We start from the raw sequence: 24,636 nt of genomic DNA, 5'->3' as shown, positions 1-24,636 counted from the left end.
ATGCTCGCGGCGACGTACGCGCCGAGGCCCGGCCCGAGACGGTGCCGGCACACCAGGCAGGGGCGCCGCCGTCACATGGGTGCCCTGCCAGGACCCCGCACCCCAACCCGCGCGCCCCGCCCCCGCCCGGCGGCCCCCCGCCGCACCTGCCCGGTCGGCCCTCGCCCCCGCCCAGCACACCCCCGCCCCCCAACTGGCCCGATCCACCCCCCACTTCGCCCCCGCTCCCTTGACAACCACCCCCGCCGCCGCGACGCTCCATGACGCTCGTGTTAACGCTAACACCGGCCGGGACGGACGCCCGGGACCCACCTGTGGGGGCACCCATGCCAGGTACCACGCCCACCGCACACCCCGCACACTCCACCGTGGCTCGCCGCACCCTCCTCACCGCTGCGGCCGCCGCGGCCGGCACGTTCGCCACCGGCTGCGGCACCGCCGAGGGCGAACCGCCGGGCAGGGTCGCCGTGTTCGGGGACAGCGTGGCCTGGTCGGCGCCGATGGCTGCGGCCGGGGCGGCCATGAAGTCGGTCGCGGGGCTGCGTCTCGTACCGGAGGTCAATCCGTCCCTGGAGTCGTTCGAGCAGGTCGTCAAGTCCTCGCTGCGGACCGACAAGACCCCGGACATGCTGAAGTACGCGTCCGGCTACCGGCTCCAGGACCTGGCCCGCACCGGCGGCATCGTCGACCTGAGCCGCCAGTGGGACGCGGCCGCCGCCAAGGGCTGGGCCGACCCGTCGCTGCGCAAGGTGTTCACGTACCGGGGCCGCGTGTACGGCCTGCCGATGAACCTCGCGTACTGGGTGTTCTTCTACAACCCCGAGGTCTTCGCGGAGCACGGTCTCCAACCCCCGCGGACCTGGGGCGACTTCCTCGCCGCCGCGGACCGGCTGAAGCGGAACAAGGTCACGCCGCTGCACGGCACCGCCGACGGCCGCTGGCCTTCGTTCATCTGGTTCCAGGAGATCCTCAGCCGCCAGGACCCGCGGTTCTACGACGACTTGATGAACGGCCGCGAGAAGTACACCGACCCGCGTGCCGAACGCGCCCTGCGCACCCTTGCCTCCTTCTTCGACAAGGACTGGTTCACGCCGATGGACATGAACCACAACGACGCCGCGGCGGCCGTCGTGCACGGCAAGGTCGGCATGCTGCCCTGCGGCACCTGGCTCGGCTCCACGCTCACCGCGGCGGGTGGCAAACCGGGCAAGAACGTCGGCGCCTTCGTGCTGCCCATGGCCGACCCGAAGGCCCGGCCGGCCGTCGTCTTCGAGTCCAGCGCCCTGGTGGCCACCGTCAAGGGCCCCGACCGCGCCGAGGCGTTGAAGGCGACCAGGAACTGGCTGCACCCGGCCGTGATGAAGGCCTTCTCGCACGCGCTCGGCGACGGCTGCCCCAACCCGAAGGTCCCTGCCGCCAATCCGGTCGTCGGCGCGCTGGCGAAGCAGGTGCGCGGCGACCGGCTGTGGCTGCTCAACCGGTTCTGGGAGCAGGGCCCGCCCGAGCTCGTCGAGGCTACCGTCGACGACCTCGCGGGCTTCCTGCTCAACCCGTCCTCGTACCGCAAGGTCCTGCGCACCATGCAAGACCGCGCCGACGAGGCCTGGAAGGTGTGGCGGGAGGCGGAGCGGACATGACGGAGATCGCCACCCCCGCCCCGGCCTCCGCGCCAGTCAAGGCGCGCCGCGTCCGCCGCCGGGTGCCCACGCGCACGCCCCACCAGGCCGTCCGGCCGAGCGCCCGGCTCGGCGGGCCCCTTGCCGCACTGCCCTGGGCGCTGCCCGCCTTCGCCTTCGTCGGGGTCCTGCTCGTCTACCCGTTCTTCCGCAGCGTGTACGGCAGCTTCTTCGAGGACAACGGCTTCACGAGCAGCTTCACCGGCATCGACAACTACACGCGGCTCGCCGACGACCCCGTCTTCGGCCGCTCGCTGCTCAACACCCTGATGTGGGTGGCCGGGACGCTGCTGCTTCCGGTCCTGCTCGGTCTGCTGATCGCGGTCGCCACGCACCGGATGCGGTTCGGCGGCGTCGCGCGGATGGTGATCGTGCTGCCGTTCGCGATCTCGGCCGCCGCCACCGCCGTCCTGTGGAACTTCATGCTGACCTCCGACGGCGCGGTCAACCAGGTCCTGCGCGGCGTCGGCCTCGACTCGTGGGCGCAGACCTGGCTCCTGGAGTGGCCGCAGAACACCCTCGCCCTGATCGTCGCCGGCACCTGGCAGGCGACCGGCATCAACGTCGTGCTGTTCGCCATCGGACTGCGCGCCATCCCCCGGGACACCGTCGAGGCCGCCGAACTGGACGGGGCGAGCGGCTGGCGGATGTTCCGGTACATCACGCTTCCCCAACTGAGAGCGGTGACCGTCGTGGTCGTGGGCATGGCCGTGGTGAACAGCCTCAAGGCGTTCGACCTGATCTGGATCCTCACCAAGGGCGGCCCGTCGCGCTCTTCGGAGACCCTCGCCCTGACCATGTACCGCGAGGCGTTCCGGCTCTTCCACGTGGGCTACGGCTCGGCGATCGCCCTCGTCCTCTCCGTCATCGTCGTCGCCTCGTCCTGGGCCTATCTGCGCCGCCAGATGCCCGACACCGGCTGGGCCAGGGGCTGAGGGGGGGAGCGGGCCATGGGACGTGTCGTACGCAACCTCTTCGTCGCGGGATGTGTGCTGCTCTGGCTGATCCCGCTGTATCTGCTCGTCGTCAACGCGCTGACCCCGTCGACCGCGTACGAGGGCAAGCCCGGCTGGACCTTCCAGGGCTTCGACCTCCTCGACAACGCCCGGACGGCCTGGGACGACGCGGGCATCGGGGACAGCTTCCAGGCCTCGCTCCTGTACGCCGTGGTGTGCGGCCTCGTGGCGGTGCTCGTCGCCGCGATGGCGGCCTTCGCGGTCGTGGTCCTGCCCATCCCCAGGCCCGCGTTCTGGTTCTGGCTGATCTACTCGGGCACGCTGTTCCCGCTCCAGATGTTCCTCGCGCCGCTCTTCGGCCTGTACGCGGACGCCAACCTGTACGACACCAGGCTCGGCTTGATGCTGGTGTACGTGGCCTGGGCCGTCCCGTTCGCGTTCTTCCTGATCCGCAATCAGATGACCACGATGCCACCGGAGTTGACGGAGGCGGCGCTGATCGACGGCGCGTCCTTCGGGCGGATCTTCTGGCGCATCCATGTGCCCCTGATGCGGGCGGGGCTCGGCGCGGCCTTCATCTTCCAGTTCACCGCCGTCTGGAACGACCTGCTGCTCGGTATCACCCTCAGCCGCAGCGCCGACGTCCAGCCCGTGATGGCCGCCCTCACCACCCTCAACAACGCCTACTCCTCCTCCGGCCCGCCCGTCATCCTCGCCGGGGCGCTGATCGTCTCCGCGCCCACCCTCGTGCTCTTCCTGGTGTTCCGCGGCCTGTTCCTGCGCGGCATCACCGCCTCCGCCCGCTGACCCACGACCACCCGGGAGAGACCCGCATGACGACACGCGCCCTGGTCCGCACCACCGACTGGGACAACGACCGGATCCACGCCGCCCTGCACGCCTCGGTGGTCGGCGCCGAGGGCACACTCGACGGCCGCGTGCTGCGGCTCACCGAGGAACCCCTCCTGCGGTACGCCGACGACGGCACGCTCCTCCAGTCACTGCGCGTCGATCCCGTCAACGGGGCGGCCGTTCCAGGCCAGTTGGAGGTGCGGACGGAGTCGGGCACGGTCCTGCGCGCCGAGCGCCTGGCCGGGCCCGGCCAGGCCGTGCGGCTGCTGCTGCCCGCCGTCGAGGCGCCCACTCGCGTCACCGTGGGCCTGCCGGGCGACGGCGAGGGCATCGGCGTACCCCTCACGCCGCAGCGCCGGTGGACCATCCACCTGGTGCACCACTCGCACCTCGACATCGGATACACCGACCCGCAGGGACAGGTCCTCGACGAGCACCTGTCCTTCCTCGACTCCTGCCTGGAGCTGACCCGGGAGACGGACGACTGGCCGGACGAGTCCCGGTTCCGCTGGTGCGTCGAGTCGCTGTGGTCCTTCCGGCAGTGGGCGGACGCTCGTCCCGTGGAGCAGGTCGCGGAGCTGATACGCCGGGTGGGGGAGGGGCGTATCGAGCTCACGGCGCTGCCGTTCAACCTGCACACCGAGACCTGCTCCACGGACGAGTTGCACGAACTGCTGCGCCCGGCCCACGACGTACGCGACCGTTACGGGGTGCGCTTCACCTCCGCGATGCAGACGGATGTGCCGGGCGCGGTGGTGGGCCTGGTGGACGCGCTGGCCGGTGCGGGGGTCAAGTACCTGTCCGTCGCGCACAATTGGGCGGGCCGCTCGGTGCCGCACCTGGTCGGCGGGGAGAAGCTGCCGCGCCTGTTCCGCTGGGGGGCGCCCAGCGGCAACAGCGTCCTGGTGTGGATGACCGACACCCCGCACGGCCTCGCCTACATGGAGGGCCCGCTGCTCGGCTTCGACACCGCGTACGCCGACGTCGACGACCTGCTGCCCGCCTATCTGACGGCCCTGGCGAGCCACCCCTACCCCTACCGGGGCGGCATCTTCGGCTGGGCCATGGACCAGGAGGACATCAAGCGTGAGCCGTACCCCTGGGACGTCCTGCACCTGCGCGTCCAGGGCAAGTTCGGGGACAACGCGCCGCCGCGCCGCGTCATCGCCGCCACCGTGCGGCGCTGGAACGAGACCTGGGCGTACCCCCGGCTGCGGCTCTCCCGCAACGAGGACTTCTTCCGCGACGCCGAGGCCAGGCTCGGCGATGAGATCGCCACCTTCGAAGGCGACTGGACCGACTGGTGGGTCGACGGAGTGGGGGCGGGAGCACGGCCGCTGTCCCTGGCCCGCACGGCCCAGTCCGTGGTCGCCGACGCCCAGACCATCGGCGCGTTCGCGTCCCTCCTCGACGCCACGGGGGCCGAGGACGACACGCGTGACGCCGCCGGGGTCTATGAAGCGGTGTCGCTCTTCGACGAGCACACCTGGGGCGCCGGCGACCCGTGGACGCACGGGGACGAGGGCGGCCACTCCGGAGAGCACCAGTGGCACTGGAAGTACGGGCAGGCCATGCGCGCGCACGACGACGGGATCGCGCTCCTGCACCGGGCGAGCGCCCGCCTCGGCCAGCGGCTCGCCGCCGCGCCGGACGCCCTGGCGACGTACCACGTGGTCAACACCTGCTCATGGCCGCGCACGGACGCCGTACGGATCTTCCTGCCGGAGAGCAGCGTGCCCCTGGAGCGGTCCGTGGCCGTGCGCGACGCCCGCACCGGAGCCCGGCTCGCCCACGAGGAACGGCCGCAGAGCAACGACGACCACCGCGACGCCGGGCGGTTCCTCGTGGTGCGCGTGGACGACGTGCCCGCCGCCGGTTCCGTACGTCTCGACGTCACCGCCGACGACACGGCGGCCCACGAAACGGCGGCCCACGACACCGCCGCCGACGACACGGCCGCCCACGACGCGGGCGACACCACTGTGGCCGAGGCCGCCACCGGCTGGAACCCAACCGGTGGCACCGAACGCGAGGACCCCGCCGAGACCGCCGCAAAAGCCCTCGCCCACCCCGAGCCGACCCTCCTGGAGAACGAACACCTCGCCGTCCGCGTCGACTTGGCGCACGCCTGCGTCGCCTCGGTCATCGACAAGTCGACCGGTCGTGAACTCGTCCGCGCGGACCCCGTCGTCGGCTTCAACGGCTACTTCCACGACAGCTACACCACCTCCGGAGGCTTCAACCACAACTCCAGCCGCACCACCGCGTCCGACCGCCTTGAACACCTCGGGAAGCGCGCCGTCGCCCCGCCCGCCGCGCTGATCGCCCGCACCTCCACGGCCACCGCCGAGTCGCTCACGTACGAGACGCGCCCCGCGGGCGCCAACCGGCTGCGCGTCACCCTGACCCTGCCGCGCGGCGTGCCGCGCCTCGACATCGAGAACCGCCTCGACAAGGACCGCACCCTGGGCAAGGAGAGCGCCTACTTCGCGTTCCCCTTCGCCTTCGAAGACCCGGCCGTGCGCATGGAGGCCTCCGGCGGCGTCACCGGCACCGGCCTGCCCGTGGTGCGTGGATCCGCGCGCCACATGCGGGCCGTGCGCCGCTGGGTGACCCTCGCGGACGCGGGGTGCGCGGTCGCCTGGTCCACGCAGGACGCGCCGCTCGTGCAGTTCGGCAACGTCGCCCTGCCGTACGCGCCGTTCCCGAAGACGATGGGCCACGACGAGTCCGCCACCGTCTTCTCCTGGATCCACAACAACCTGTGGGACACGAACTTTCCGAGCGAGCAGGGCTTCGAGTTCACCTTCCGCTACAGCGTCGCGTGCGCGCCGACGGCGACCGGGCTCGGGACCCGGACGGCGGCGGCGTGGAGCAGGCCACTGCGGGCGGTCCGGGCCCGGGGCGCATGGGGGGACGCCCCGGTCCCGGCCGGCCACTCCTTCGTCCGGCTGGCCGATCCCCGGGTCCGCCTGGTCGGCGCCACCACGCCCCGCGCGGGCGAGATGTTGCTGCGGCTGCAGTCCTTCGCCGAGGAGCGGGTGGAGTGCGCCGTCGGGATCGGCTTCCCGGCGCGCGCCGCGTACCGGGCGGGCTATCTGGGCGACCGTGGGGATCAACTGCCGCTGGAGGAAGGGGAGGTGACGGTCGGCGTGCCCGCACTCGGTACGGCGGCGGTGCTGTTCGTACGCGCCTGAGGAGCTGTCAGCGGTAAGGAGAACGTGTGTACCGGCTCGACCCGCGTTACGGCCCGGCGCCGGGGGCCGTGATGGCCGCCGGCTGGTCCGCCGTGGCCGCGCACCTGCCCGACGGTCCGGCGACCGTGGCCGTGGAGGGGCCACCGTCGGTGGACTTCCCCCACCTGGCCGCCCGCCTGACCGAGCACCTCGCCGTCCCCGTACGGACCCTCGACGTCCAGGCGCACTACGCCTCCCCCCACGACGTGCGCCGCCGCACCGACGACGGCACCGGCGACCCCTACTACTGCAAGCTCGCCACCAACCCCCTGAGCGACCTCTTCGACCGACTCCCGGGCGGGGAAAGACCCCAGGACGGCCTGCTGCTCGTGCACGGCCCCGGCGCCTCGCTCGTCCCGCACGACGTCCTGTGGTACGCCGACGTACCCAAGCGGCATGCGGAGGCGGCCGTCGCCGCGGGCACAGGACGCAACCTCGGACTGCCCGACGCGGCCCCCGGCCTGCGGCGGCTGTTCTACATCGACTGGCCGATGCTCGACCGCCACCGCGACGCCCTCGCCCCGCGCGTCGACGCCTGGCTCGACGTCCAGGATCCCGACCGTCCCGTGTACGTCGACGGCCCCGGCCTGCGGTCCACCCTCGCCGTCCTCGCCCGTCGGCCCGTGCGCACCCGGCCGTACTTCAACTCGACGCCGTGGGGCGGACATTGGGCGCAGCGCGCGCTCGGCTTCAGCCCCGGTGCCCGCAACACGGCCCTCGGCTACGAACTCATCGCCCCCGAGTCGGGCGTCCTCATCGGGACCGGCCCCCGACTCCAGGCCGAGATCCCCTTCCAGCTCCTGTGCGTCCTGCACCCCGACCAGGTCCTCGGCGCGGACGTGCGCGCCCGCTTCGGCACGTCCTTCCCCATCCGCTTCGACTACCTGGACACCGTCGACGGCGGGGACCTGTCGGTCCACTGCCACCCGCGCGAGCCGTACATGCGCGAGCGGTTCGGCTGGTCCTACACCCAGCACGAGACGTACTACATGACGCTCGGCAGCCCCCGCACCCGCGTGTTCCTCGGGCTGCGCGAGGACGCCGACGTCGACCTGTTCCGCAAGGAGGTCGAGGAGGCGGCGGAGGACGGCGTGCCGATGGACCCCGCGGACCACGTCCTGACGTTCCCCGCCGAACAGGGCCGCCTCTTCATGATCCCGGCCGGGACACCGCACGCCAGCGGCGCGGGCAACCTCGTCCTGGAGATCAGCGCCACCCCCTACCTCTACAGCCTGCGCTTCTACGACTGGCTGCGCCCCGACGCCGACGGCCGCCCCCGCCAACTCCCCTACGAACACGGCCTCGCCAACCTCGACACCCGCCGCCGCGGCGAGGCCGTCGCCCGCGACCTCGTCCAGGAGCCCCGCCTCCTGCGCTCCGGCGACGGCTGGCACGAGGACGTCATCGGCGCCCTCGACGAGATGTTCTACGAGGTACGGCGGTACGCCCTGGACGCGGGCGCCGTCGCCGACGACGACACGGCGGGCCGCTTCCACGTCCTGAACGTCGTGGAGGGGGAGGGCGTGGAGATCCGGACGGCGACCGGTCACCGGCACGCGCTGGCCTACGCGGAGACGCTGACGGTTCCGGCGGCCGTCGGGGCGTACCGGATCGTGGCGCGGGGCGGGGGTGCGAAGGTGGTGAAGGCGCTGGTGCGGTTGACGGCGGACGCGGGTGGTACGGCGGCGGCCCTTACGCAGGGGGCGGAACCGGACGCGGTCCGTCCGGGCGCGGTTCGTCGGGATGCGGCTCGTCCCGACGCGGCTCGCCCGGGCGCGGTTCGTCCGGATGCGGTTCGTTCGGATGCGGTTCGTTCGGGTGCGGCTCGTCCGGGCGTGGTCCGTCCAGACGCAGCTTGCTCGGATGCGGCTCGTCCCGACGCGGCTCGCCCGGACGCGGCTCGCCCGGACGCGGCTCGCCCGGGCTCGGTCCGTCCCGACGCAGCCCGCTCGGATGTGGCTCGTCCGGACGTGGGGCGCTCATGACGGCGGTCCTTGAGATCGGCGGCACTCACGTGACCGCGGCGCTCGTCGACGCCGGCCGGGCCCGCGTGCTCCGCCGCGCGCACCGCACCCTGAATCCGCGCGGCACCGCCGAGCACGTCCTCGGCACGGTGGTCCGCTGCGCCACGCAGATCGACGCCCCCGCCGCCGCGGTGTGGGGCGTCGCCGTCCCCGGCCCCTTCGACTACGACAAGGGCGTCGCGCGCTTCGAAGGCGTCGGGAAGTTCGACGACCTGTACGGCATCGACGTGGGCTCGGTCCTGCTCGACGGCGTGTGGCCGCGCCCCTCCGGCGCCGTCTTCCTCAACGACGCGCACGCCTTCGCCCTCGGCGAGTGGTCGGCGGGCGCCACGCGCGGGCACCGGCGCTGCGTGGGCATCACCCTGGGTACGGGTGTGGGCTCGGCGTTCCTCGTGGACGGGGATGTGCGCCGGGACGGGCCGGGGGTGCCGCCGCTCGGCCGCGTCGACCTGCTGAAGGCCGAAGGGCGGCCGCTGGAGGACGTGGTGTCGCGGCGGGCGCTGCTCGCCCGGTACGGGGACCGGGACGCGGAGGTGTCCGACATCGCCGGGCGGGCGCGGGCGGGCGAGGCGCGCGCCGCCCGCGTCCTCGACGAGGCCCTGACCGCGCTCGGCCGGGCCCTCGCCCCGCACCTGCGGGCCTTCGAGGCCACGGCACTCGTGGTGGGCGGCGGCCTGGCCCGCTCCTGGGACCTGGTCGAGCCCCCGCTGCGCGGCGCGTTGGGGGATACTCCGGTCACGCTGTGCGCGGCCGCGCTGGGTCAGGACGCGGGGCTCGTGGGGGCGGGGGTGTACGTGGGGGCGGGGTGAGCCGTCACGGTGGCGGGAGCCGCCACCGGGCGCCCGCACCGGCGTGCGGTCGGGGCACGTGACGTACGAGCCGCTTGCCCTCCGGCGAGAACGAAGGGGCCGACGCGCCGCGCGAGAACGACAGGGCCCACGCGCCCGCGCGAGAACGAACAGGCCGACGCGCCCCGCGAGAACGAAAAGGCCGTCGCGCCGCGAGAACGAAAGGAACGCAAGCCCATGCCCGCACCGCGGGACTCCAGGGCCGGGCAGCCCCCCACCCTCCGGGACGTCGCCGAGCGCGCCGGGGTCAGCGCCATGACGGCGTCGCGCGTGCTGCGCGACGACCCGCGCGTGCTGGCCGCGACCCGCGACCGCGTCCGCGCGGCGGCCGCCGCCCTCGGCTACCGGCCCAACGAAGTGGCCCGCAGCCTCCGCCTGGGCCGCGGCACGGGCCTCGTCGGCCTGGTCGTCACCAACCTCGCCAACCCCTTCTACTCCCGGCTCGCCCTCGGCGTGGACTCCGTGGTGGCGGCCGACGGCCTGAAGACGGTCATCGGCAACACCGGCCAGAACCTGGACGGCGAACGGGACTTGGTGGCGGACCTGGTCGCGCGCCGCGTCGACGGCATCATCGCCGTGCCCGCGGGCTCCGACCAACGTCACCTCGCCGCGGCGGCGGCCGAGGGCGTCCCGGTGGTCCTCGCCAGCCGCCCGCCCGACGGCTTCGACGCCGACTGCGTCCTGGTCGACGACTTCGGCGGCGCCCGCGAGGCGACGGCCCGGCTGCTGTCCCGCGGCCACCGCCGCGTCGGCTTCCTCGGCTCACCGCCCGCGGTCTACACCGGCACGGAGCGGCTGCGCGGCTACCGGGCGGCCCTCGCCGACGCGGGCCTGCCGGCCGACGCCCGCCTCGTACGCCAGGGCCAGACCGAACCGGCCGAGGCGGAGCGCGCCGCCGCCCGGCTCCTCGCCCTGCCCGACCCGCCGACGGCGCTGTTCTGCTCCAACAACCGCAACACCATAGGGGCGTTCCGCGCCATCCGCGCCACCGGCACGGACACCGCCCTGGCGGGCTTCGACGACTTCGAACTCGCCGACGCCCTCGGCCTGCCGCTCACCCTCGTCACGTACGACAGCGACGAGTTGGGGCGTACGGCGGGGAGGCTGCTGGTGGAGCGGATGCGGGAGCGGAGGGGCGAGGGTGCGGCGGGCGAGGGTGCGGCGGGCGAGGGGCGAGCGGCTGCCGGCGTGCCGGGCGAGCCGGTGCCGCCGCGGCGGGTGGTGGCGGCCACCGGCCTTGTCGAGTACGGGAGATGATTCCGCCCTGCCCGGGCCCGAGTGGAACCGCACACGGTAGCGCCAACCGGTTCGGGACCGCCTGGAAATGGACAAGCTTGCGGACGCACACTCCCTGGTGAATCAGGCCTCTCACACCCCGCCGCCGGTCCCGGAAGGGGACAAGAGCCCCGGCGGGAAGGCCCTCTGAGCCTTCGTGGCACAGGTGGACGGCGCTGAACGGCACCCCGAGGAGCCACCGAAAGATCTCGGCCGAAAGTCCGTGTACTGCCCAGTAGTGAGTACCGGACCGGGTTGATCCACATCCCCGTTCACCCGATAAGCTCCGTGACGGCGTGGCGTGTTGACGCGATTGCTGTCCGTCGCGGCACGCCGTGCCGTCGCGCTTCCGTACGGGGGAACACGCAGGTGACAAGGAGGGCGTCGCTGATCTCGGGCGCGCTTCTGATGCACGAGCGCGGCCATGTTGCTGGTTGTCTCCTGTCCGATCGCGTTGGTTTGAGGATGCAGATGGAACTTGCCACTCCGCCACCGGCGGCGGCCGAAGGATCAAAGGCCTGGCGCTCCTGGTGGCTGCTGCCGTTCGGGTTGGGAGCGGGCACGGTCGCCGGCGCGGTGGCCGACTCGGGTGAGACGCGAATACCCCTGGCGCTCGCGGGACTCGGCGCCACCGTGACCGCCACGCTGTGCGTCCGCCTGCTGCTGCGTTCGCGGGCGGAACTGGGCCGCGCGACCGCCGAGGTGCACGCGGTCCGGATCCAGCAGACCCAGCAGTGGCAGCAGCACGTCGCCGCGCTCGAGCGCGAGCACGGGGCCCAGCGCGCCGCCGTCGAGGCCCGGCTCGCCGACGAGGTCAAGGCGTGGCAGTGGCGCCTGAACCGGCAGCAGGAACTGGTCACCCGGCTCAGCGACGACTTCCTGCCCACGGCCCTGGAGGGGCTGCGCGCCGGTGAGGCGATCGACGACGTGCTGCCGGACCTGACCCAAGAGACCGAGGTGTCACCGGAGTTCAGGAAGTCGCTGCGCAAGGTCCTCCGCACCGGCCTGATCGCCGTCGAGGAGGAGTTCAACCGCAGCACGTCGGCCGAGCAGGCCGTCATCAGCATCGGCAGCAGGCTCCACGTACTGACCGGAAAGATCCGCGGCCGCCTGCACGAGATGCAGGGCGAGCACGGCCGCTCGCCCGTGATCGCCCAGGGGCTCATGGAACTGGACCAGGCGATCGGCCCCGCGGACTGTCTGGCCGCCAGCATCGGCGTCCTCGGCGGCACGGACCGGCCGGGACGGCAGTGGCAGGAGCCGCAGCGTCTGCTGAGCGTGGTGCGCGGCGGCATCGGCCGCATCAAGGACTTCGACCGCGTCCAGGTCCGCCAGCTGCCCGAACTGGGCGTCGACGGCGGCCTGGTGGACCACCTCACGCTGATCTTCGCCCACCTCCTGGACAACGCGGCCCGCTACTCGCCGCCCACCGAGCCGGTGATCGTGTCCGGCAAGGAAGTGCCCAACGGCGTGGGCATCGAGATCCAGGACGCCGGAAAGGGCCTCAGCGAGGAGAAGAAACAGCAGGCCCTGGACTCCCTCGACGGAGTGGCGGCGGGCCCCGGCCTCGGCGGCCTGTCGGAGGACGCACACCTCGGCCTGCGCGTCGTGGGCACGCTGGGCCGCCGGTACGGGATCAGGGTGACGTTCGCGGACTCGCCCTGGCTCGGCACCTCGGTCGTCGTGGTCGTCCCCCACAAGTACTTCAGCCCGCTGCCGGCCTCCGCCGTGCCCGGCACGCAGGCGGCGCCCGCCGCCCCGCCCGAGCCGTCGGAGGGTGCCGCACCGATGCCGCAGCCGACTCCTCAGGACGGCTTCGCGGCCGCCGCGGCCGACGCCGACACCACTCCGGGCGGACTGCCGAAGCGGCGCAGGACTTCTGCGCGCGACACCTCCACGGACCTGGCGGGCCGCCCGGAAGGGGCCCCGGCGGCGGCCGTGGCCAAGCCCGTCGTGCCGCCGGACGCGTCCTTCACCGGCCTGGCGGCCTTCGCCACCGCGGGACGGGCGACCGACGAGCCCCGCACGGAAGACACGGAAGACAAGGACTAGCCACATGACGCAGCACGAGACCGACGTGAGCTGGGCCCTGCGTGATCTGACGGACAGCATCCAGGAGATCCGTTTCGCCCTGGTGGCGTCGAGCGACGGCAAGGCCATCACGTCGTACGGAGCCGACGACCCGGACGACGTCGACCGGTTCGCCGCCGTGGTCGCGGGCCTCCAGGCCCTGGCCCAGCCCGTCGCCGAGCAATTCCCCGCATACGGCGGCCAGTTGCGCCTCGCGATGATCGAGGTCGACGGCGGGCACCTGTTCGTGGTGCGGGCCGGCGTGGAGACGTACCTCGGCGTACTGGCCAAGGAAGGCCTCGACCAAGGGCTGCTCGGCCATCAGATGAGGGACCTGGCCCGCAGGATGGGTGAGCTTCTCGGCACCACTCCGCGCCGGGAGGAGCAGTCTGGATGAGCGGCCCCCAGCGGCCCGCCGACCCGTCCGGCCTGGAGCGCTACTACGTCCTCACCGGCGGCCGCAGCGGGCCGGACGGGCCGGCCGCCGGGCTCGACGTGGCGACGCTCATCGTCTCGCGTGCCGCGCCCGCGCCCGGCATGCAGCACGAGCACGAGGAGATCGTGCGCCGGTGCCGCGACCCGCTGTCGGTGGCCGAGCTGGGCGCCCACCTCGGGCTGCCGTTCAACATTCTCGCGGTGCTGGTGACCGACCTGCTGGCAGCGGGCCGGGTGGAGGCCCGTGACCCCATCCCGGCTTCATCCGTATCCGGTCGCGGGCCGGACCTCGCGCTCCTTGAGGAGGTACTCAGTGGCCTGGAAAGGCTTTGACCGTCCGGACCGGTCGGCGACACCGGGCGCCCTGCCCGCCGGAAGCCGCTCGGTCAAGGTGATGATCGCCGGCGGCTTCGGCACCGGCAAGACCACCATGGTGCGCTCGGTGAGCGACATCAGGCCGCTCACCACCGAAGAGACACTGACGCAGGCCAGCGCCGACGTCGACCACCTCATCGGGATCGCGGACAAGCAGGAGACCACGGTCAGCCTGGACTTCGGGCGGATCGGCATCAACGACCAACTGGTCCTTTACCTCTTCGGCACGCCGGGCCAGGAACGCTTCTGGTTCCTGTGGAACGGCCTGTTCAAGGGAGCCCTGGGAGCGATCGTCCTGGTGGACACGCGGCGCCTGGCGTCCAGCTTCCGCGCCATCGAGGAGATGGAGCGGCAGAACGTGCCCTTCGTCATCGCCCTCAACGTCTTCCCCGACTCCAAGGAGCACCCGATCGACGAGGTCAGGGACGCGCTGGACGTCCCACGGCACACCCCGATCGTCGCGTGCGACGCCCGGGACCGGGCGTCGAGCCGTGATGTGCTCATCGCGCTGATACACCACCTGAAGGACCGCTCGGCCGCCACCCTGGAGCCCCGATGAACGCCCCCGGTCCCACCGGCCCGCCCGGCGCCGCCCCGCAGGAGGCCGCCGCCTCGGGCTGCCCCGTGGCACACGGCGGTCCCGACTCCCTCACCCGCCTGTACGGCTTTGACGCTGCGCGCGATCCCCAGGACATCTACGAGCGGTTGCGGGAGCGGTACGGCCCGGTGGCCCCCGTCCTGCTGGAGGGCGACGTGCCCGCCTGGCTGGTCCTCGGCTACCGGGAGAACCGTCGGGTGCTCGAGAACCCGCGGCAGTTCACGCGGGACTCGCGGATCTGGCGGGACTGGAAGGAGGGCCGGATCGAGGAGTCGTCCCCGCTGATCCAGATGGTGGGCTGGCGCCCCGACTGCGTCTCCCAGGAGGGCGAGGCGCACCGGCGACTGCGCGCGGCCGTGACGGACAATCTGCAGGCGATCGCGGGCCGCGGGATCCGGCGCCATGTCACGCACTTCGCCAACAAGCAGATCGACGCCTTCGTGTCCACCGGACGGGCCGACCTGGTGACCGAGTACGCCGAGTATCTGCCGATGCTCGTGCTGACCAGGCTGTTCGGGCTCGCGGAGGGGGAGGGACGGCAACTGGCCGTCTCCTGCGCCCAGGTGATCAAGGGCGGCGAGGAGGCGCTGGCGCACAACGACCGCATCATGAAGATCCTCGGTGAGCTCTCCGAGCGCAAGCGCGCCGAGCCGGGGTCGGACTTCACCACCGGCCTCCTCGAGCACCGTGCGGACCTGGACGAAGGCGAGGTCCTCAGCCATCTGCGGCTCGTCCTCATCGCCGCGCACACCACCACCAGCAACCTGCTGGCCCGGGTGCTCCAACTGCTGCTGACCCACCCGTCCCACATGGCCGGCCTGGTGAGTGGCCGTCTCGACATCTCGGCGGTCGTCGAAGAGGTCATGTGGAACACCCCGCCGCTGGCCGTCTGCCCGGGGCGCTTCGCCACGGCCGACCTGGAGCTCGGCGGCCAAGAGGTGAAGGCGGGCGATCTGCTGGTCCTCGGCCTGGCCGCCGGCAATCGCGACCCGGAGGTCCGGCCCGACGCCACGGCGGCCCTGCACGGCAACAAGGCCCATCTGGCGTTCAGCGGCGGCTCCCACGAGTGCCCCGGACAAGGCGTGGGCCAGGCCATCATCGAGACGGCGGTCGACGCCCTGATCCACCGGCTGCACGGGCTGCGCCTCGCCGCCGCTCCCGAGGACCTCACGGCCACCGCGTCCTCCTGGGAGGCCAGGCTCGACCGCCTGCCGGTGGAGTTCACGGCTCAGGAGGCGTAGCCCACGAGGCGCCGTGTACGGGGCACGCGACCCGGCGTCCGTCATCCGTCACGCCGGGTCGTACGCCCTGTACGGGTCAGACGCTCAGCAAGTCGTCGACGGACCCGTGCCCCCGCTTCTCGGCCGCGGCCGCCGGGGTGTTCTTGACCGCCGAGTAGCGGCCCGTGGTCAGCGACCACTCGTAGTTGCCGCTGATCCAGTGCCGGATGGCCTCCACACCCATGCCCACACGCGCGCGTTCGTCGTCGTTCAGCCGGAGTTCGTCGCACAGCTGCGGCACCTGGGACTCCAGCCGCAGATAGTCCCGCAGGCGCTCCTCGGTCCGGTGGATCGCCTCCGCCGTGGCGTCCTCCCAGCCGCAGTCGTGCGTGCGGCGGAGCACGGCGATGAGGTTGTGGCCGTCCCCTCTCCGTGCCTCGCGCTCGAAGGAGTGGATGTCGTTCATGAACCCGATGGTGTCCGCCGCGGCATCGCGCAGCCGGATCATCACCGGGTGGGCCTGGGCCTGCGCCGGCACCTCGAAGCGCCGGCTGCGCTCACCCGCGTCGATGCTGTGGTGGATGCCCACGGTGCGCCGCCGGAACGCCGTGTACTCCGCGAGCTCGAGCGTGACGCCGCTTGCGGCCAGGTCGATCTCCTCCGAGTGCGCGACCAGGAACCGGCCCCAGGACGCGGCGAACCGGGTGCGCCAGGCCAGGGACATGTCGTCGGACAACCGCTCCCACACCTGCGCCCAGGCCCTCGTGATCGGGCAGACGACGCGGGGCGCGCTGCCCGCGGGGCGCAGGGGAGTGACGGCGAGCTCCCGCGCGACCTCCGCTATGCGATCGGCGCGGCCGGGCTGCGCCATGTCGAACTGGTCGTCGAAGAGGAAGGCCAGGGAGAACCAGTTCATCAGCACGACCATGTCGTCGGCCGACGCGTACGGGTAGGTGCGTATCGCCGCCTGAGGGAGGTCCCAGGTCACGTATTCGTCGAAACCGGCCTGGCTGCGCACGAGTTCCATCTCGCGCACCCAGCGCAGATGCCGGTCCCGGGCGTAGTCGAGATGGTCGCTGACCGGGGTGGAGAAGGGGATCTCGAACCGGACGTCCTGGGGCATTCACGTTCTCCTAGGGGTGTGCTCGTACGGCTCCCCCCGGCGCCCACGAGCGGACGCTTGGCATGCTCATTGATCGAGTTGCGCTCCGAGGCTGCCCCGGCCGCAAACGATCTATGCTGTGATCTGGCCAACTCGGCTCACGTGCCACACAGATCACAGATTGCTCAGGCGTCGGGACGGGAAGTGATGGGCGGAACTGTCCCTACCGCTTCAGGAGTTCTGAGCCGACGTGACCACCGTTGCGGCGCCCCCCATCCCCACGGCGGCGGGAGCCCTCCCGCTGCTCGGCCACGCGATACCCCTCCTGCGTGACAATCTGGCCTTCGTCGCCTCGCTGCGGGACTACGGCCCGGTGGTGAGAATCCATCTGCAGCCACGGCAGTCCACCCTCGTGGTGAACGACCCGGCGCTGATCCGCACGATGCTCGTGGACCTCGCCCCCGGGCTCGACAAGGGGCGGTTCTTCGAGAAGATGGGCCAAGTCCTCGGCGGTGACAGCGTGGTGACCGCCGCGGGCTCCGAGCACGTCCGCAAGCGGCGCCAGTTGCAGCCGGCCTTCCGGCACGACGAGATCGCGCGGTACGTCGACCTGATGCGCGACGAGGTGATCCGCACGGCCGAGGCCTGGAGGCCGGGCGCGACGCTCAACGTCCGTGAGGCCATGGTCAAGCTGTCCCTGGACATGCTCGCCGCGACGGTGTTCGCCTCGAGCCTGGACGAGCAGGCGTTCCGTCGCCTCCGGCGGGATCTGTCGGTGGTGATGAACGGCGTCGGCGCACGCGTCATGCTGCCGGACTGGGTGGAGCGGCTGCCGCTGCCCGCCAACTGGCGGTTCAACTCCTCCCGCGCGGCGGTGCGGGCCGTCATCGGCGACGCCGTGGCTGGCCTGCGCGCGTCCGGCCACGACACGGGGGACATGCTCTCCACCCTGCTGCGGGCCGAGGACGAGGAGACGGGCCGGCCGATGGCGGCCCACCAGATCTGCTCGGAGGTCCTGACGCTGGCGGTGGCCGGCACGGAGACCACGGCGTCGGTCCTCTCTTGGGTGCTGTACGAACTCGCCCGCAACCCGGAGGTGGACGCGCGCCTGCAGGAGGAGCTGACGGACGTCCTCGCGGGCCGCGCGGTGACCTTCGAGGACGTGCCGCGCCTCCCCTACCTCCGCAACGTCATCACCGAGGCCCTGCGCCTGCACCACACCGGGTGGCTGGTGACCCGTCGCACGCTCGACGCGGTCCGCCTCGGGGACTGGGAGATCCCGCCCGGCACGGAACTGGCGTACTGCCAGCACGCCCTGCACCGCGACGCCTCCCTGTTCCCGGACCCCTTGCGCTTCGACCCCGACCGCTGGCTGGACGAGCCATGGAGGGCCGCACTTCCGGAGGGAGCCTTTCTCCCCTTCGGAGCGGGCAAGCACAAGTGCATCGGCGATCACTTCGCGATGACGGAACTCACCACGGCCATCGCCACGCTGACCAGGATGTGGCGCCTCGACCTCGCCTCGGACCGCGAGGTCCGCCCCGAGGCCCGCGCCACCGTGCGGCCGAGCACGCTGCTGATGCGGCCCTCGCGCCGCGAGCCCTGACGGGCGCCGCATTCACCACACGACTGACGGGCCCCGTCCTCACCACACGAACCGCGGCGAGGCCGCGTCAGCACCGCCGTCTCCGGCGTGACCGGCCAGTGGGCGCGCAGCTCCTCCGCGAGCGCCCCGATCAGCTTGGCCACGTCCGCCGGAGCGGTTTCGTGCAGGCCCTCTGCGATGATCAGGACGTCCGAGGTGCTGTCCCGGACGGCCGAGTGGCCGCTCTGGCGGTTGGTCCAGCGCCTGGCGTGGGCCCGGCGGGCGTCGTCGGCGAAGATCACCTCGCGGGGGTCGGGGTGCTCCGTCCCGCCCGAGAACGTCTCGTAGGCCTCGTCCCCGTCGGCGTACCGGACTTCGAGGTTCCCGGTGATGCGGGACACGTCGAAGACGCCGACCGGGATGCCGTACGCCAGGGACGCGGCGTTGCAGAGGTCGATCAGGGGGTGGATGCGGGGCAGGGAGCCCTCCTTGCGGAAGCGCCGCAGGAGGGACTCGGACGCGCAGCGGTACTGCGTGGGCTTCAGGCCCATCGCGGAGAACGCGCGCCGCCAGGCCTGGACTTCGGGCAGGCCGCTCTCCTGCGTCGCGGTCAGCCGCTCGGCGGCCGCCGCACCGAACTCGGCGACGGGCCGGTCGACCGCCGCGTCGGGGGTGATGCCCCGCGCGAAGATCAATCCGGGGACCAGGTGGGGGAAGTCCTGCCAGAGGTCGCTCGCGTGTTGGAAGTGCACGGTGGTTCCGATCGGGAGATGGGAGACGGGACGGGAGGGGGGAGAACGGTTGCGGCGGCGTCAGAGGAAGGCCAGCTTGGCGCCGAGCGCCGCGAACGCCCCCGCGAAGACGCGCCGCAGCCACGCCATGACCCGCGGCCGCCCGATGACGTGATCGCGCACCGCGGCGGCGAACACTCCGTAGAGGGCGAACACGACCAGCGTCACCAGCATGAAGTAGGCGCTGAGTTCGGCCATGCGCAGGAAGGCGTACGGCTCGTCCTCGGCGACGAACTGCGGCAGGAAGGCGAAGAAGAACAGGGTGAGCTTCGGGTTGAGGAGGTTGATCAGTACAGCCGACAGGATCACGTCGCGCGCGGAGCGCGGTGCGCCGTCCCGCTCCGCCGCGAGGGCGCTCTTGTCGCGCAGCGTCTTCCACGCCATGTAGAGGAGGTACGCCACACCGAGGTATTTGAGCGTTTGGAACGCGAGGGCGCTGGTGTGGAGGAGCGCGGCGAGACCGGTGATCGCGGCGAGCATGTGCGGAACGATGCCCACGGTGCAGCCCACGGCCGCGACGACACCGGCGCGGGTGCCCCGCGAAAGGCCGGCCGCGACGGTGAACAGCACCCCGGTGCCCGGCGTCACGGTGAGGACGAGCGAGGTCAGCAGGAACTCCATGGCTTGACTCTCCCGTCACAATGGATCCATGAACAGGTCCAATGGATCTCCTTCTGACAGGTCCATAACTGCCGTCGCCCTGCCCGCGGACGCTGCCGTCGGCCCGGCCGCCCTCGCTGTCGCCGCCTCCGACTTCCTGCAGTTGAACCCCGCCGAGGCCCCGAAGGGCGGCATGGCGGACTGGCTGGCCCGGCAGATCCGGCACGCGGTGGCGGACGGGCTGCTGCCGGCCGGGAGCAGGCTGCCCGCCACCCGCGTCCTGGCCGGGGAACTCGGCGTCTCACGCGGCGTGGTGACCGAGGCGTACCGGCGGCTCACCGAGGACGGGCACGTGGCGGGGCGGGGGAGGGGCGGGACCGTCGTCCTTGCTGCGCCGCTCGCGCGGCCGACGGAGCGCCGGGTGACGACGGATGACGGCGCGTCAGGACTGCCTGGGATGCCAGGGGCGCCAGGGAGGCCAGGCGTGCCGGGATCGCCGGGGCTGTTCACGGCCCCGCCCGGCACCGGCATCTTCGACGCGCTCCGCGCCGCCCCCGCCCGCATCGACCTCTCGCCCGGCCTGCCGGACCTGGCCGCCTTCCCGCGCGCGGCCTGGCTGCGCGCCGAGCGGTCGGTGCTCGCCGGACTCGTACCGTCCGACTTCGGCTACGGCGACCCCCGCGGCACCCCCGCGCTGCGCCGTGCCGTCGCGCGCTGGCTCGCCCGGAACCGGGGGATCGCCGCCGACCCGGACGACGTCCTGATCGTCGCGGGCACCGCCCAGGCGCTCGGGCTGCTCGCGCTGGTGCTCCGGGACGAGGGCGTCACCAGCGTCGCGATCGAGGACCCCAGTTCGCTGGGCATACGACAGCACCTGCACAACTCCGGCCTCCAGTCACCGCCCGTACCCGTCGACCCGAAGGGCATCCGCGTCGACGCGCTGCGCGCCACCGGAGCCCGTGTCGCGCTGCTCACCCCGGCCCACCAGTTCCCGACCGGCGTGGTCCTCGACGGCGGACGGCGGCGCGAGCTCGCGGGCTGGGCCCGGGACGGCGGACTGATCATCGAGGACGACTACGACGCCGAGCACCGCTACGACCGGCCGCCCGTGCCCGCCCTGCGCTCCACTCTCGCCGACCACGTCGCGTACGCGGGCAGCGTCTCCAAGCTCCTCGCGCCCGCCCTGCGCGTGGGCTGGCTGCTCGCGCCCCGCCGCTACCGGAGCGCCCTCGTCGACGCCAAACGGTTCGCCGACCTCGGCAACGCGGCGCTGCCCCAACTCGTCCTCGCCCACCTGATGGAGTCCGGCGAGCTGGAGCGGCACCTACGGTTCCTGCGCCGCCGCCACCGCGGCCGCCGCGACGCGATGATCGAGGCGATCGGGGCGCGGCTGCCGGGCGCCGTCGTCCACGGCGCCGCCGCGGGCCTGCACCTGATGGTCACCTTCGAGTCGGGCCGCGACGACACCGCGCTGGCCGCCGCGGCCCTGGAGCGCGGCGTGAAGGTGCAGCCGCTGTCCTGGCACGCCCAGCGCCCGGAGCGGCCGGGCCTCGTCCTCGGCTACGCGGCGAGCACGCCGTCGGACATCCGGGAGGGCGTGGCGGTGCTGGGGGAGCTGCTGGGCTGAGCGCCGCGCCGGCCTGCCGAGAGAGAGCGGGGCTTCAGTGGTCCAGCGTCGGCCGCTCCTCCAGGGGCCGGTACACGGTCAAGGCCTCGAGGAGCTTGTCGACGCGCAGGGCCGTGGGCGCGTCCCGCACCTCGCCGTCGTACGCCATCTGCGTCCCGTCGGGCAGGCCCGTCACGACGAGGTGCCGGGAGCGCGCCGAGGCGTAGAAGCGGGTCCGGGCGAGGCCGCCGGCGAGGGCGGTGGCGAGCAGGCGGGTGCGGGCGAAGTGGCCGCCGTGGGCGATGCGGACGTCCAGCAGGCCGTCGGCGAGGTCGTGGCGGCGCACCGGCGCGATGCCCACGTTGCGGTAGGCGCCGTTGCCCGCGAACAGCAGCCACATCGCGCGAGGCCGCCCGTTGACGACGGCGCGCAGCGGCTCGGTGGTGCGCAGGACCCGGCCGACGGCGAGCAGGGTGGCGGCGGGACCGCCGATCTTCGGCGACCACCGTTCCCGCAGCCGTACGAGGTCGGGGTACGAGCCGAGGCTGAAGGTGTTCAGGAAGTACACGGGGTGCGCCTCCGCCCCGGCGGGGGAGTGCGGGGCCGGGACCGGGGAGACCCGGCCGACGTCCACGCGGACGGCCGTTCCCCGCGCCACGGCCGCGCAGGCCTCGGCGACGGACTCGGTGCCGAGGTCGGCGGCGAAGTGGTTGAAGGTGCCGCCGGGCAGCACCATCAGCGGCACGCCGTACTCCAGGGCGGGGAGCACGGCCGCGTTGACAGTGCCGTCGCCGCCGCAGACGCCGAGCACGCCGCCGCACCGGGCCGCGTCACGCGCCGCTTCCGCGATCACCTCGGGCAGCGGCCCCGCGTCGGGCTCGTAAATGATCACTTCGGAGCGAGGCAGGGCGATCTTCAACTGCCGTACCGGATCGGCGAGTTGAGGCTGCGCGCCGGAGGACGGATTGACCACCACGAACAGGCCTTCGCCGTCGGGCAGCGCCGGGGCGTCGGCGCGCGGCCGGGCCGGCGGCGGGAGCTGCGCGCGGGAGGGGACGAGGCCGCGTACGGCGAAGGCGGCACCGGCCCCGAGGCCCGCGCCGGCCAGGACGTCGCTCGGGAAGTGCACGCCGGTGTATACGCGGGAGAAGGCGACCGACGCCGCGACGGGCGCGAGCGCCGCACCCCAGCGGCGCGATTCCAGGGCCGTGCCCACGGTGAACGCGACCGCGGAGGCGGCGTGGCCGGACGGGAAGGAGCTGGTGATGGGCTGACGCGGCAGATGACGAATCACCGGGACCGCGTCGAGCACGGGGCGGGTGCGGCGCACGGCCCGCTTGCCGAAGGTGTTGACGGTCGCCGAGGCGAGGGCGAGCGAGGCCACGCCCCGCACGGCCGCACGCCGCTCCCGGGTGCCGCCGACCGCCCACATGCCGGCCGCGACGCCGAACCACAGCAGCCCATGGTTGGCGCTGTGGCTCAGCCGGGGCAGGGCGCGCTCGGCACCGGGCCACGACCGCGTGGCGACCTTGTCGAACGCGGCGTGGTCCAGGGAGCGCAGCAGACGCCGGACACGGCCCGGACGGTGATCGCTCATGACCCCGTTATACGTGCCGGGCCGCCCTTTCTCCTGTCGGATCCGCCGTTTCCCGGTCGTCTTTCTCCGGCTTCTTTTTCTGTCCTCCGCGTCGTCTTCTGTGTCGTAGGCATTGACGGAACATCACGGCCCTCTTACCTTCGACCCGTTGAAGGCGTACGTCATATATGAGACGTGATACGCGAGATCCGAGAGGCGTGCATGACCTCCGTGCCCATACCGATCCCCTCCCGCACCCAGTACGTCCAGGAAGCGATCAAGCACCGCATCCTCACCGGGCGACTGAGCCCGGGACAGGCCCTGGTGGAGACCGAACTCGCCGAGCAGTTCGGGGTGTCCAAGACCCCGGTGCGCGAGGCGCTGAAGACGCTGGCCGGCACCGGGCTCGTCGTGATGAACCAGTACAAGGGCGTCACGGTGCGCATGGTCGACGCGGACATGGCACGTGAGGTCTACGACGTGCGGCTGCTGCTCGAACCGGAGGCGCTGCGGCGCACGGTGCGGCACGGCGCGTCCCTCGACGCCGCGGACGAGGCGCTGACCCGCGCCGACGAGGCCGCGGACACCGCCGAACGCTCCCTCGCCAACAGGGAGTTCCACCGCGCGCTGTATCTGCCGTGCGGCAACCCGCTGCTCGGCAGGATGCTCGACGAGGTCCGGGACCAGGCCGCTCTGGTGTCGGCGGTTGCCTGGGCCGCCGAGCCGTCCTGGGAGCGGGAGGCCGCCGAGCACCGCGAGATCCTGCGGCTCGCCCTGGAAGGTGACGGTGACGGCGCGGCGCATGCCCTGCACGCGCACATCGCGTCGTTCGTGGCCCGGGCCTTCCCCGAGGCCGAGGAAGAAGGCGGTCAGAAGTGACGACGTACGAGACGCAGCGGGCCGCCCTCGCCGACGTGGTGGCGATCCCGGTGACCCCCTTCGCCGCCGACGGCACCGTCGACCAGGACGCGCACCGGACCCTGCTGCGCCGGCTGCTCGACGGCGGCGTGCGCACCCTGACACCCAACGGCAACACCGGCGAGTTCTACGCCCTCGCCCCCGAAGAGCGCCGCCTGGTCACAGAGTCGACCATGGAGGAGGCGGGGGAGCGGGCCGTGATCCTCGTCGGCGTGGGGCACGACGTGCCCACCGCCGTCGCCGCCGCCCGGCACGCCCGGGAGGTCGGGGCCCAGATGGTGATGGTCCATCAGCCCGTGCACCCGTACGTGTCGGAAGCGGGCTGGGTCGACTACCACCGGGCGATCGCCGAGGCCGTGCCCGAGCTCGGCGTGGTCCCCTACCTCCGCAACGCGCTCCTGCCCGGGGCGCGGCTCGCCGAACTGGCCGACGACTGCCCCAACGTGATCGGCGTGAAGTACGCGGTCCCGGACGCCGCCCGGTTCGCCGCGTTCGCCCGGGACGCGGGCCTGGACCGCTTCGTGTGGGTCGCGGGGCTCGCCGAGCCGTACGCGCCCTCGTACTTCTCCGCGGGCGCCACCGGCTTCACCTCCGGGCTCGTCAACGTCAGCCCCCGCGTTTCGCTGACCATGATCGAAGCGCTGCGCAGCGGCGACTATCCGGCCGCGATGAAGGTGTGGGCGCAGATCCGCCGCTTCGAGGAGCTGCGGGCCGCCAACGCCCACGCCAACAACGTCACCGTGGTCAAGGAGGCCCTCGCGTCGCTCGGCCTGTGCCGCCGCGACGTGCGCCCGCCCAGCCGCCTGCTGCCCGAGGCCGAGCGGGCCGAGGTCGCCGCGATCGCCGCGGGGTGGTCGCTGTGACGCACCCACCGGGGAACCCCGCGTCCCGCC

18 protein-coding genes and 2 pseudogenes are annotated in these 24,636 nt (G+C 72.8%); 16 read left to right on the top strand and 4 right to left on the bottom strand.

Annotated elements, in window-relative coordinates:
• Positions 1-326 precede the first annotated feature (326 nt).
• The 12 genes and pseudogenes from AC0KTA_RS01140 to AC0KTA_RS01085 all read left to right on the top strand — a co-directional run bounded on the left by AC0KTA_RS01140 (position 327) and on the right by AC0KTA_RS01085 (position 15,586).
• Positions 327-1,637: an ABC transporter substrate-binding protein gene (locus AC0KTA_RS01140; protein WP_481053188.1), complete on the top strand. Its 1,311-nt coding sequence runs from the start codon at positions 327-329 to the stop codon at positions 1,635-1,637.
• A complete protein-coding gene (locus AC0KTA_RS01135; RefSeq protein WP_481053187.1) occupies positions 1,634-2,611 on the top strand; it encodes a carbohydrate ABC transporter permease in 978 nt (325 codons plus the stop codon). Before AC0KTA_RS01140 ends, AC0KTA_RS01135 begins: the two co-directional genes overlap by 4 nt.
• A gap of 15 nt (positions 2,612-2,626) precedes the next feature.
• A complete protein-coding gene (locus AC0KTA_RS01130; RefSeq protein ID WP_481053186.1) occupies positions 2,627-3,439 on the top strand; it encodes a carbohydrate ABC transporter permease in 813 nt (270 codons plus the stop codon).
• A gap of 26 nt (positions 3,440-3,465) precedes the next feature.
• On the top strand, positions 3,466-6,681 hold the full coding sequence (locus AC0KTA_RS01125) for a glycoside hydrolase family 38 N-terminal domain-containing protein (protein ID WP_481053185.1): 3,216 nt from the start codon (positions 3,466-3,468) through the stop codon (positions 6,679-6,681).
• 26 nt (positions 6,682-6,707) lie between these two features.
• A pseudogene (locus tag AC0KTA_RS01120) lies at positions 6,708-8,378 on the top strand (class I mannose-6-phosphate isomerase); the annotation flags it as partial.
• 323 nt (positions 8,379-8,701) lie between these two features.
• Positions 8,702-9,553 (top strand): ROK family protein, encoded by an 852-nt coding sequence (locus AC0KTA_RS01115; RefSeq protein ID WP_481053184.1) that lies wholly within the window; start codon positions 8,702-8,704, stop codon positions 9,551-9,553.
• A gap of 216 nt (positions 9,554-9,769) precedes the next feature.
• Complete coding sequence (locus AC0KTA_RS01110) at positions 9,770-10,849, top strand: LacI family DNA-binding transcriptional regulator (protein WP_481053183.1); 1,080 nt, start codon at positions 9,770-9,772, stop codon at positions 10,847-10,849.
• A gap of 489 nt (positions 10,850-11,338) precedes the next feature.
• Complete coding sequence (locus AC0KTA_RS01105; protein ID WP_481053182.1) at positions 11,339-12,919, top strand: sensor histidine kinase; 1,581 nt, start codon at positions 11,339-11,341, stop codon at positions 12,917-12,919.
• A gap of 4 nt (positions 12,920-12,923) precedes the next feature.
• A complete protein-coding gene (locus AC0KTA_RS01100; RefSeq protein WP_164317178.1) occupies positions 12,924-13,334 on the top strand; it encodes a roadblock/LC7 domain-containing protein in 411 nt (136 codons plus the stop codon).
• Positions 13,331-13,705, top strand: a complete 375-nt coding sequence (locus AC0KTA_RS01095; protein WP_481053181.1) for a DUF742 domain-containing protein — start codon at positions 13,331-13,333, stop codon at positions 13,703-13,705. The genes AC0KTA_RS01100 and AC0KTA_RS01095 overlap by 4 nt, the downstream gene beginning before the upstream one ends.
• Positions 13,686-14,306 (top strand): GTP-binding protein, encoded by a 621-nt coding sequence (locus AC0KTA_RS01090; protein WP_481053180.1) that lies wholly within the window; start codon positions 13,686-13,688, stop codon positions 14,304-14,306. Before AC0KTA_RS01095 ends, AC0KTA_RS01090 begins: the two co-directional genes overlap by 20 nt.
• Complete coding sequence (locus AC0KTA_RS01085; protein WP_481053179.1) at positions 14,303-15,586, top strand: cytochrome P450; 1,284 nt, start codon at positions 14,303-14,305, stop codon at positions 15,584-15,586. Before AC0KTA_RS01090 ends, AC0KTA_RS01085 begins: the two co-directional genes overlap by 4 nt.
• A gap of 76 nt (positions 15,587-15,662) precedes the next feature.
• Here AC0KTA_RS01085 and AC0KTA_RS01080 read toward each other — a convergent pair whose 3' ends face one another.
• Positions 15,663-16,688 (bottom strand): 7-epi-alpha-eudesmol synthase, encoded by a 1,026-nt coding sequence (locus AC0KTA_RS01080; protein WP_481053178.1) that lies wholly within the window; start codon positions 16,686-16,688, stop codon positions 15,663-15,665.
• 229 nt (positions 16,689-16,917) lie between these two features.
• Here AC0KTA_RS01080 and AC0KTA_RS01075 point away from each other — a divergent pair, with 229 nt between their 5' ends.
• Positions 16,918-18,273: a cytochrome P450 gene (locus tag AC0KTA_RS01075; RefSeq protein WP_481053177.1), complete on the top strand. Its 1,356-nt coding sequence runs from the start codon at positions 16,918-16,920 to the stop codon at positions 18,271-18,273.
• Positions 18,274-18,476: 203 nt separating this feature from the next.
• Here the strand turns inward: AC0KTA_RS01075 and AC0KTA_RS01070 are convergent.
• Both AC0KTA_RS01070 and AC0KTA_RS01065 read right to left on the bottom strand, forming a co-directional pair.
• Positions 18,477-18,803, bottom strand: a pseudogene (locus tag AC0KTA_RS01070) (B3/B4 domain-containing protein); the annotation flags it as partial.
• 261 nt (positions 18,804-19,064) lie between these two features.
• Positions 19,065-19,664: a LysE family translocator gene (locus AC0KTA_RS01065; protein WP_481053176.1), complete on the bottom strand. Its 600-nt coding sequence runs from the start codon at positions 19,662-19,664 to the stop codon at positions 19,065-19,067.
• A gap of 28 nt (positions 19,665-19,692) precedes the next feature.
• Between AC0KTA_RS01065 and pdxR the strand changes: the two genes are divergently transcribed.
• Complete coding sequence (pdxR, locus tag AC0KTA_RS01060) at positions 19,693-21,270, top strand: MocR-like pyridoxine biosynthesis transcription factor PdxR (protein ID WP_481053175.1); 1,578 nt, start codon at positions 19,693-19,695, stop codon at positions 21,268-21,270.
• Positions 21,271-21,304: 34 nt separating this feature from the next.
• Here the strand turns inward: pdxR and AC0KTA_RS01055 are convergent, their stop codons facing one another.
• Entirely contained in the window at positions 21,305-22,846 is a 1,542-nt protein-coding gene (locus AC0KTA_RS01055) for a phosphatase PAP2 family protein (protein WP_481053174.1), read from the bottom strand.
• 201 nt (positions 22,847-23,047) lie between these two features.
• On the opposite strand from AC0KTA_RS01055, the gene AC0KTA_RS01050 reads away from it, so the two are divergent.
• Together AC0KTA_RS01050 and AC0KTA_RS01045 are read left to right on the top strand one after the other, a co-directional pair.
• Positions 23,048-23,704, top strand: coding sequence for a GntR family transcriptional regulator (locus tag AC0KTA_RS01050; protein ID WP_481053173.1), 657 nt, complete (start codon positions 23,048-23,050; stop codon positions 23,702-23,704).
• The gene (locus tag AC0KTA_RS01045) at positions 23,701-24,606 is read left to right on the top strand and encodes a dihydrodipicolinate synthase family protein (protein WP_481053172.1); all 906 of its coding nucleotides are present in this window, start codon (positions 23,701-23,703) and stop codon (positions 24,604-24,606) included. Before AC0KTA_RS01050 ends, AC0KTA_RS01045 begins: the two co-directional genes overlap by 4 nt.
• Positions 24,607-24,636: the final 30 nt, after the last annotated feature.

This window comes from Streptomyces sp. Y309 (assembly GCF_056712025.1).
This window is presented reverse-complemented; position numbering and strand designations above follow the sequence as displayed.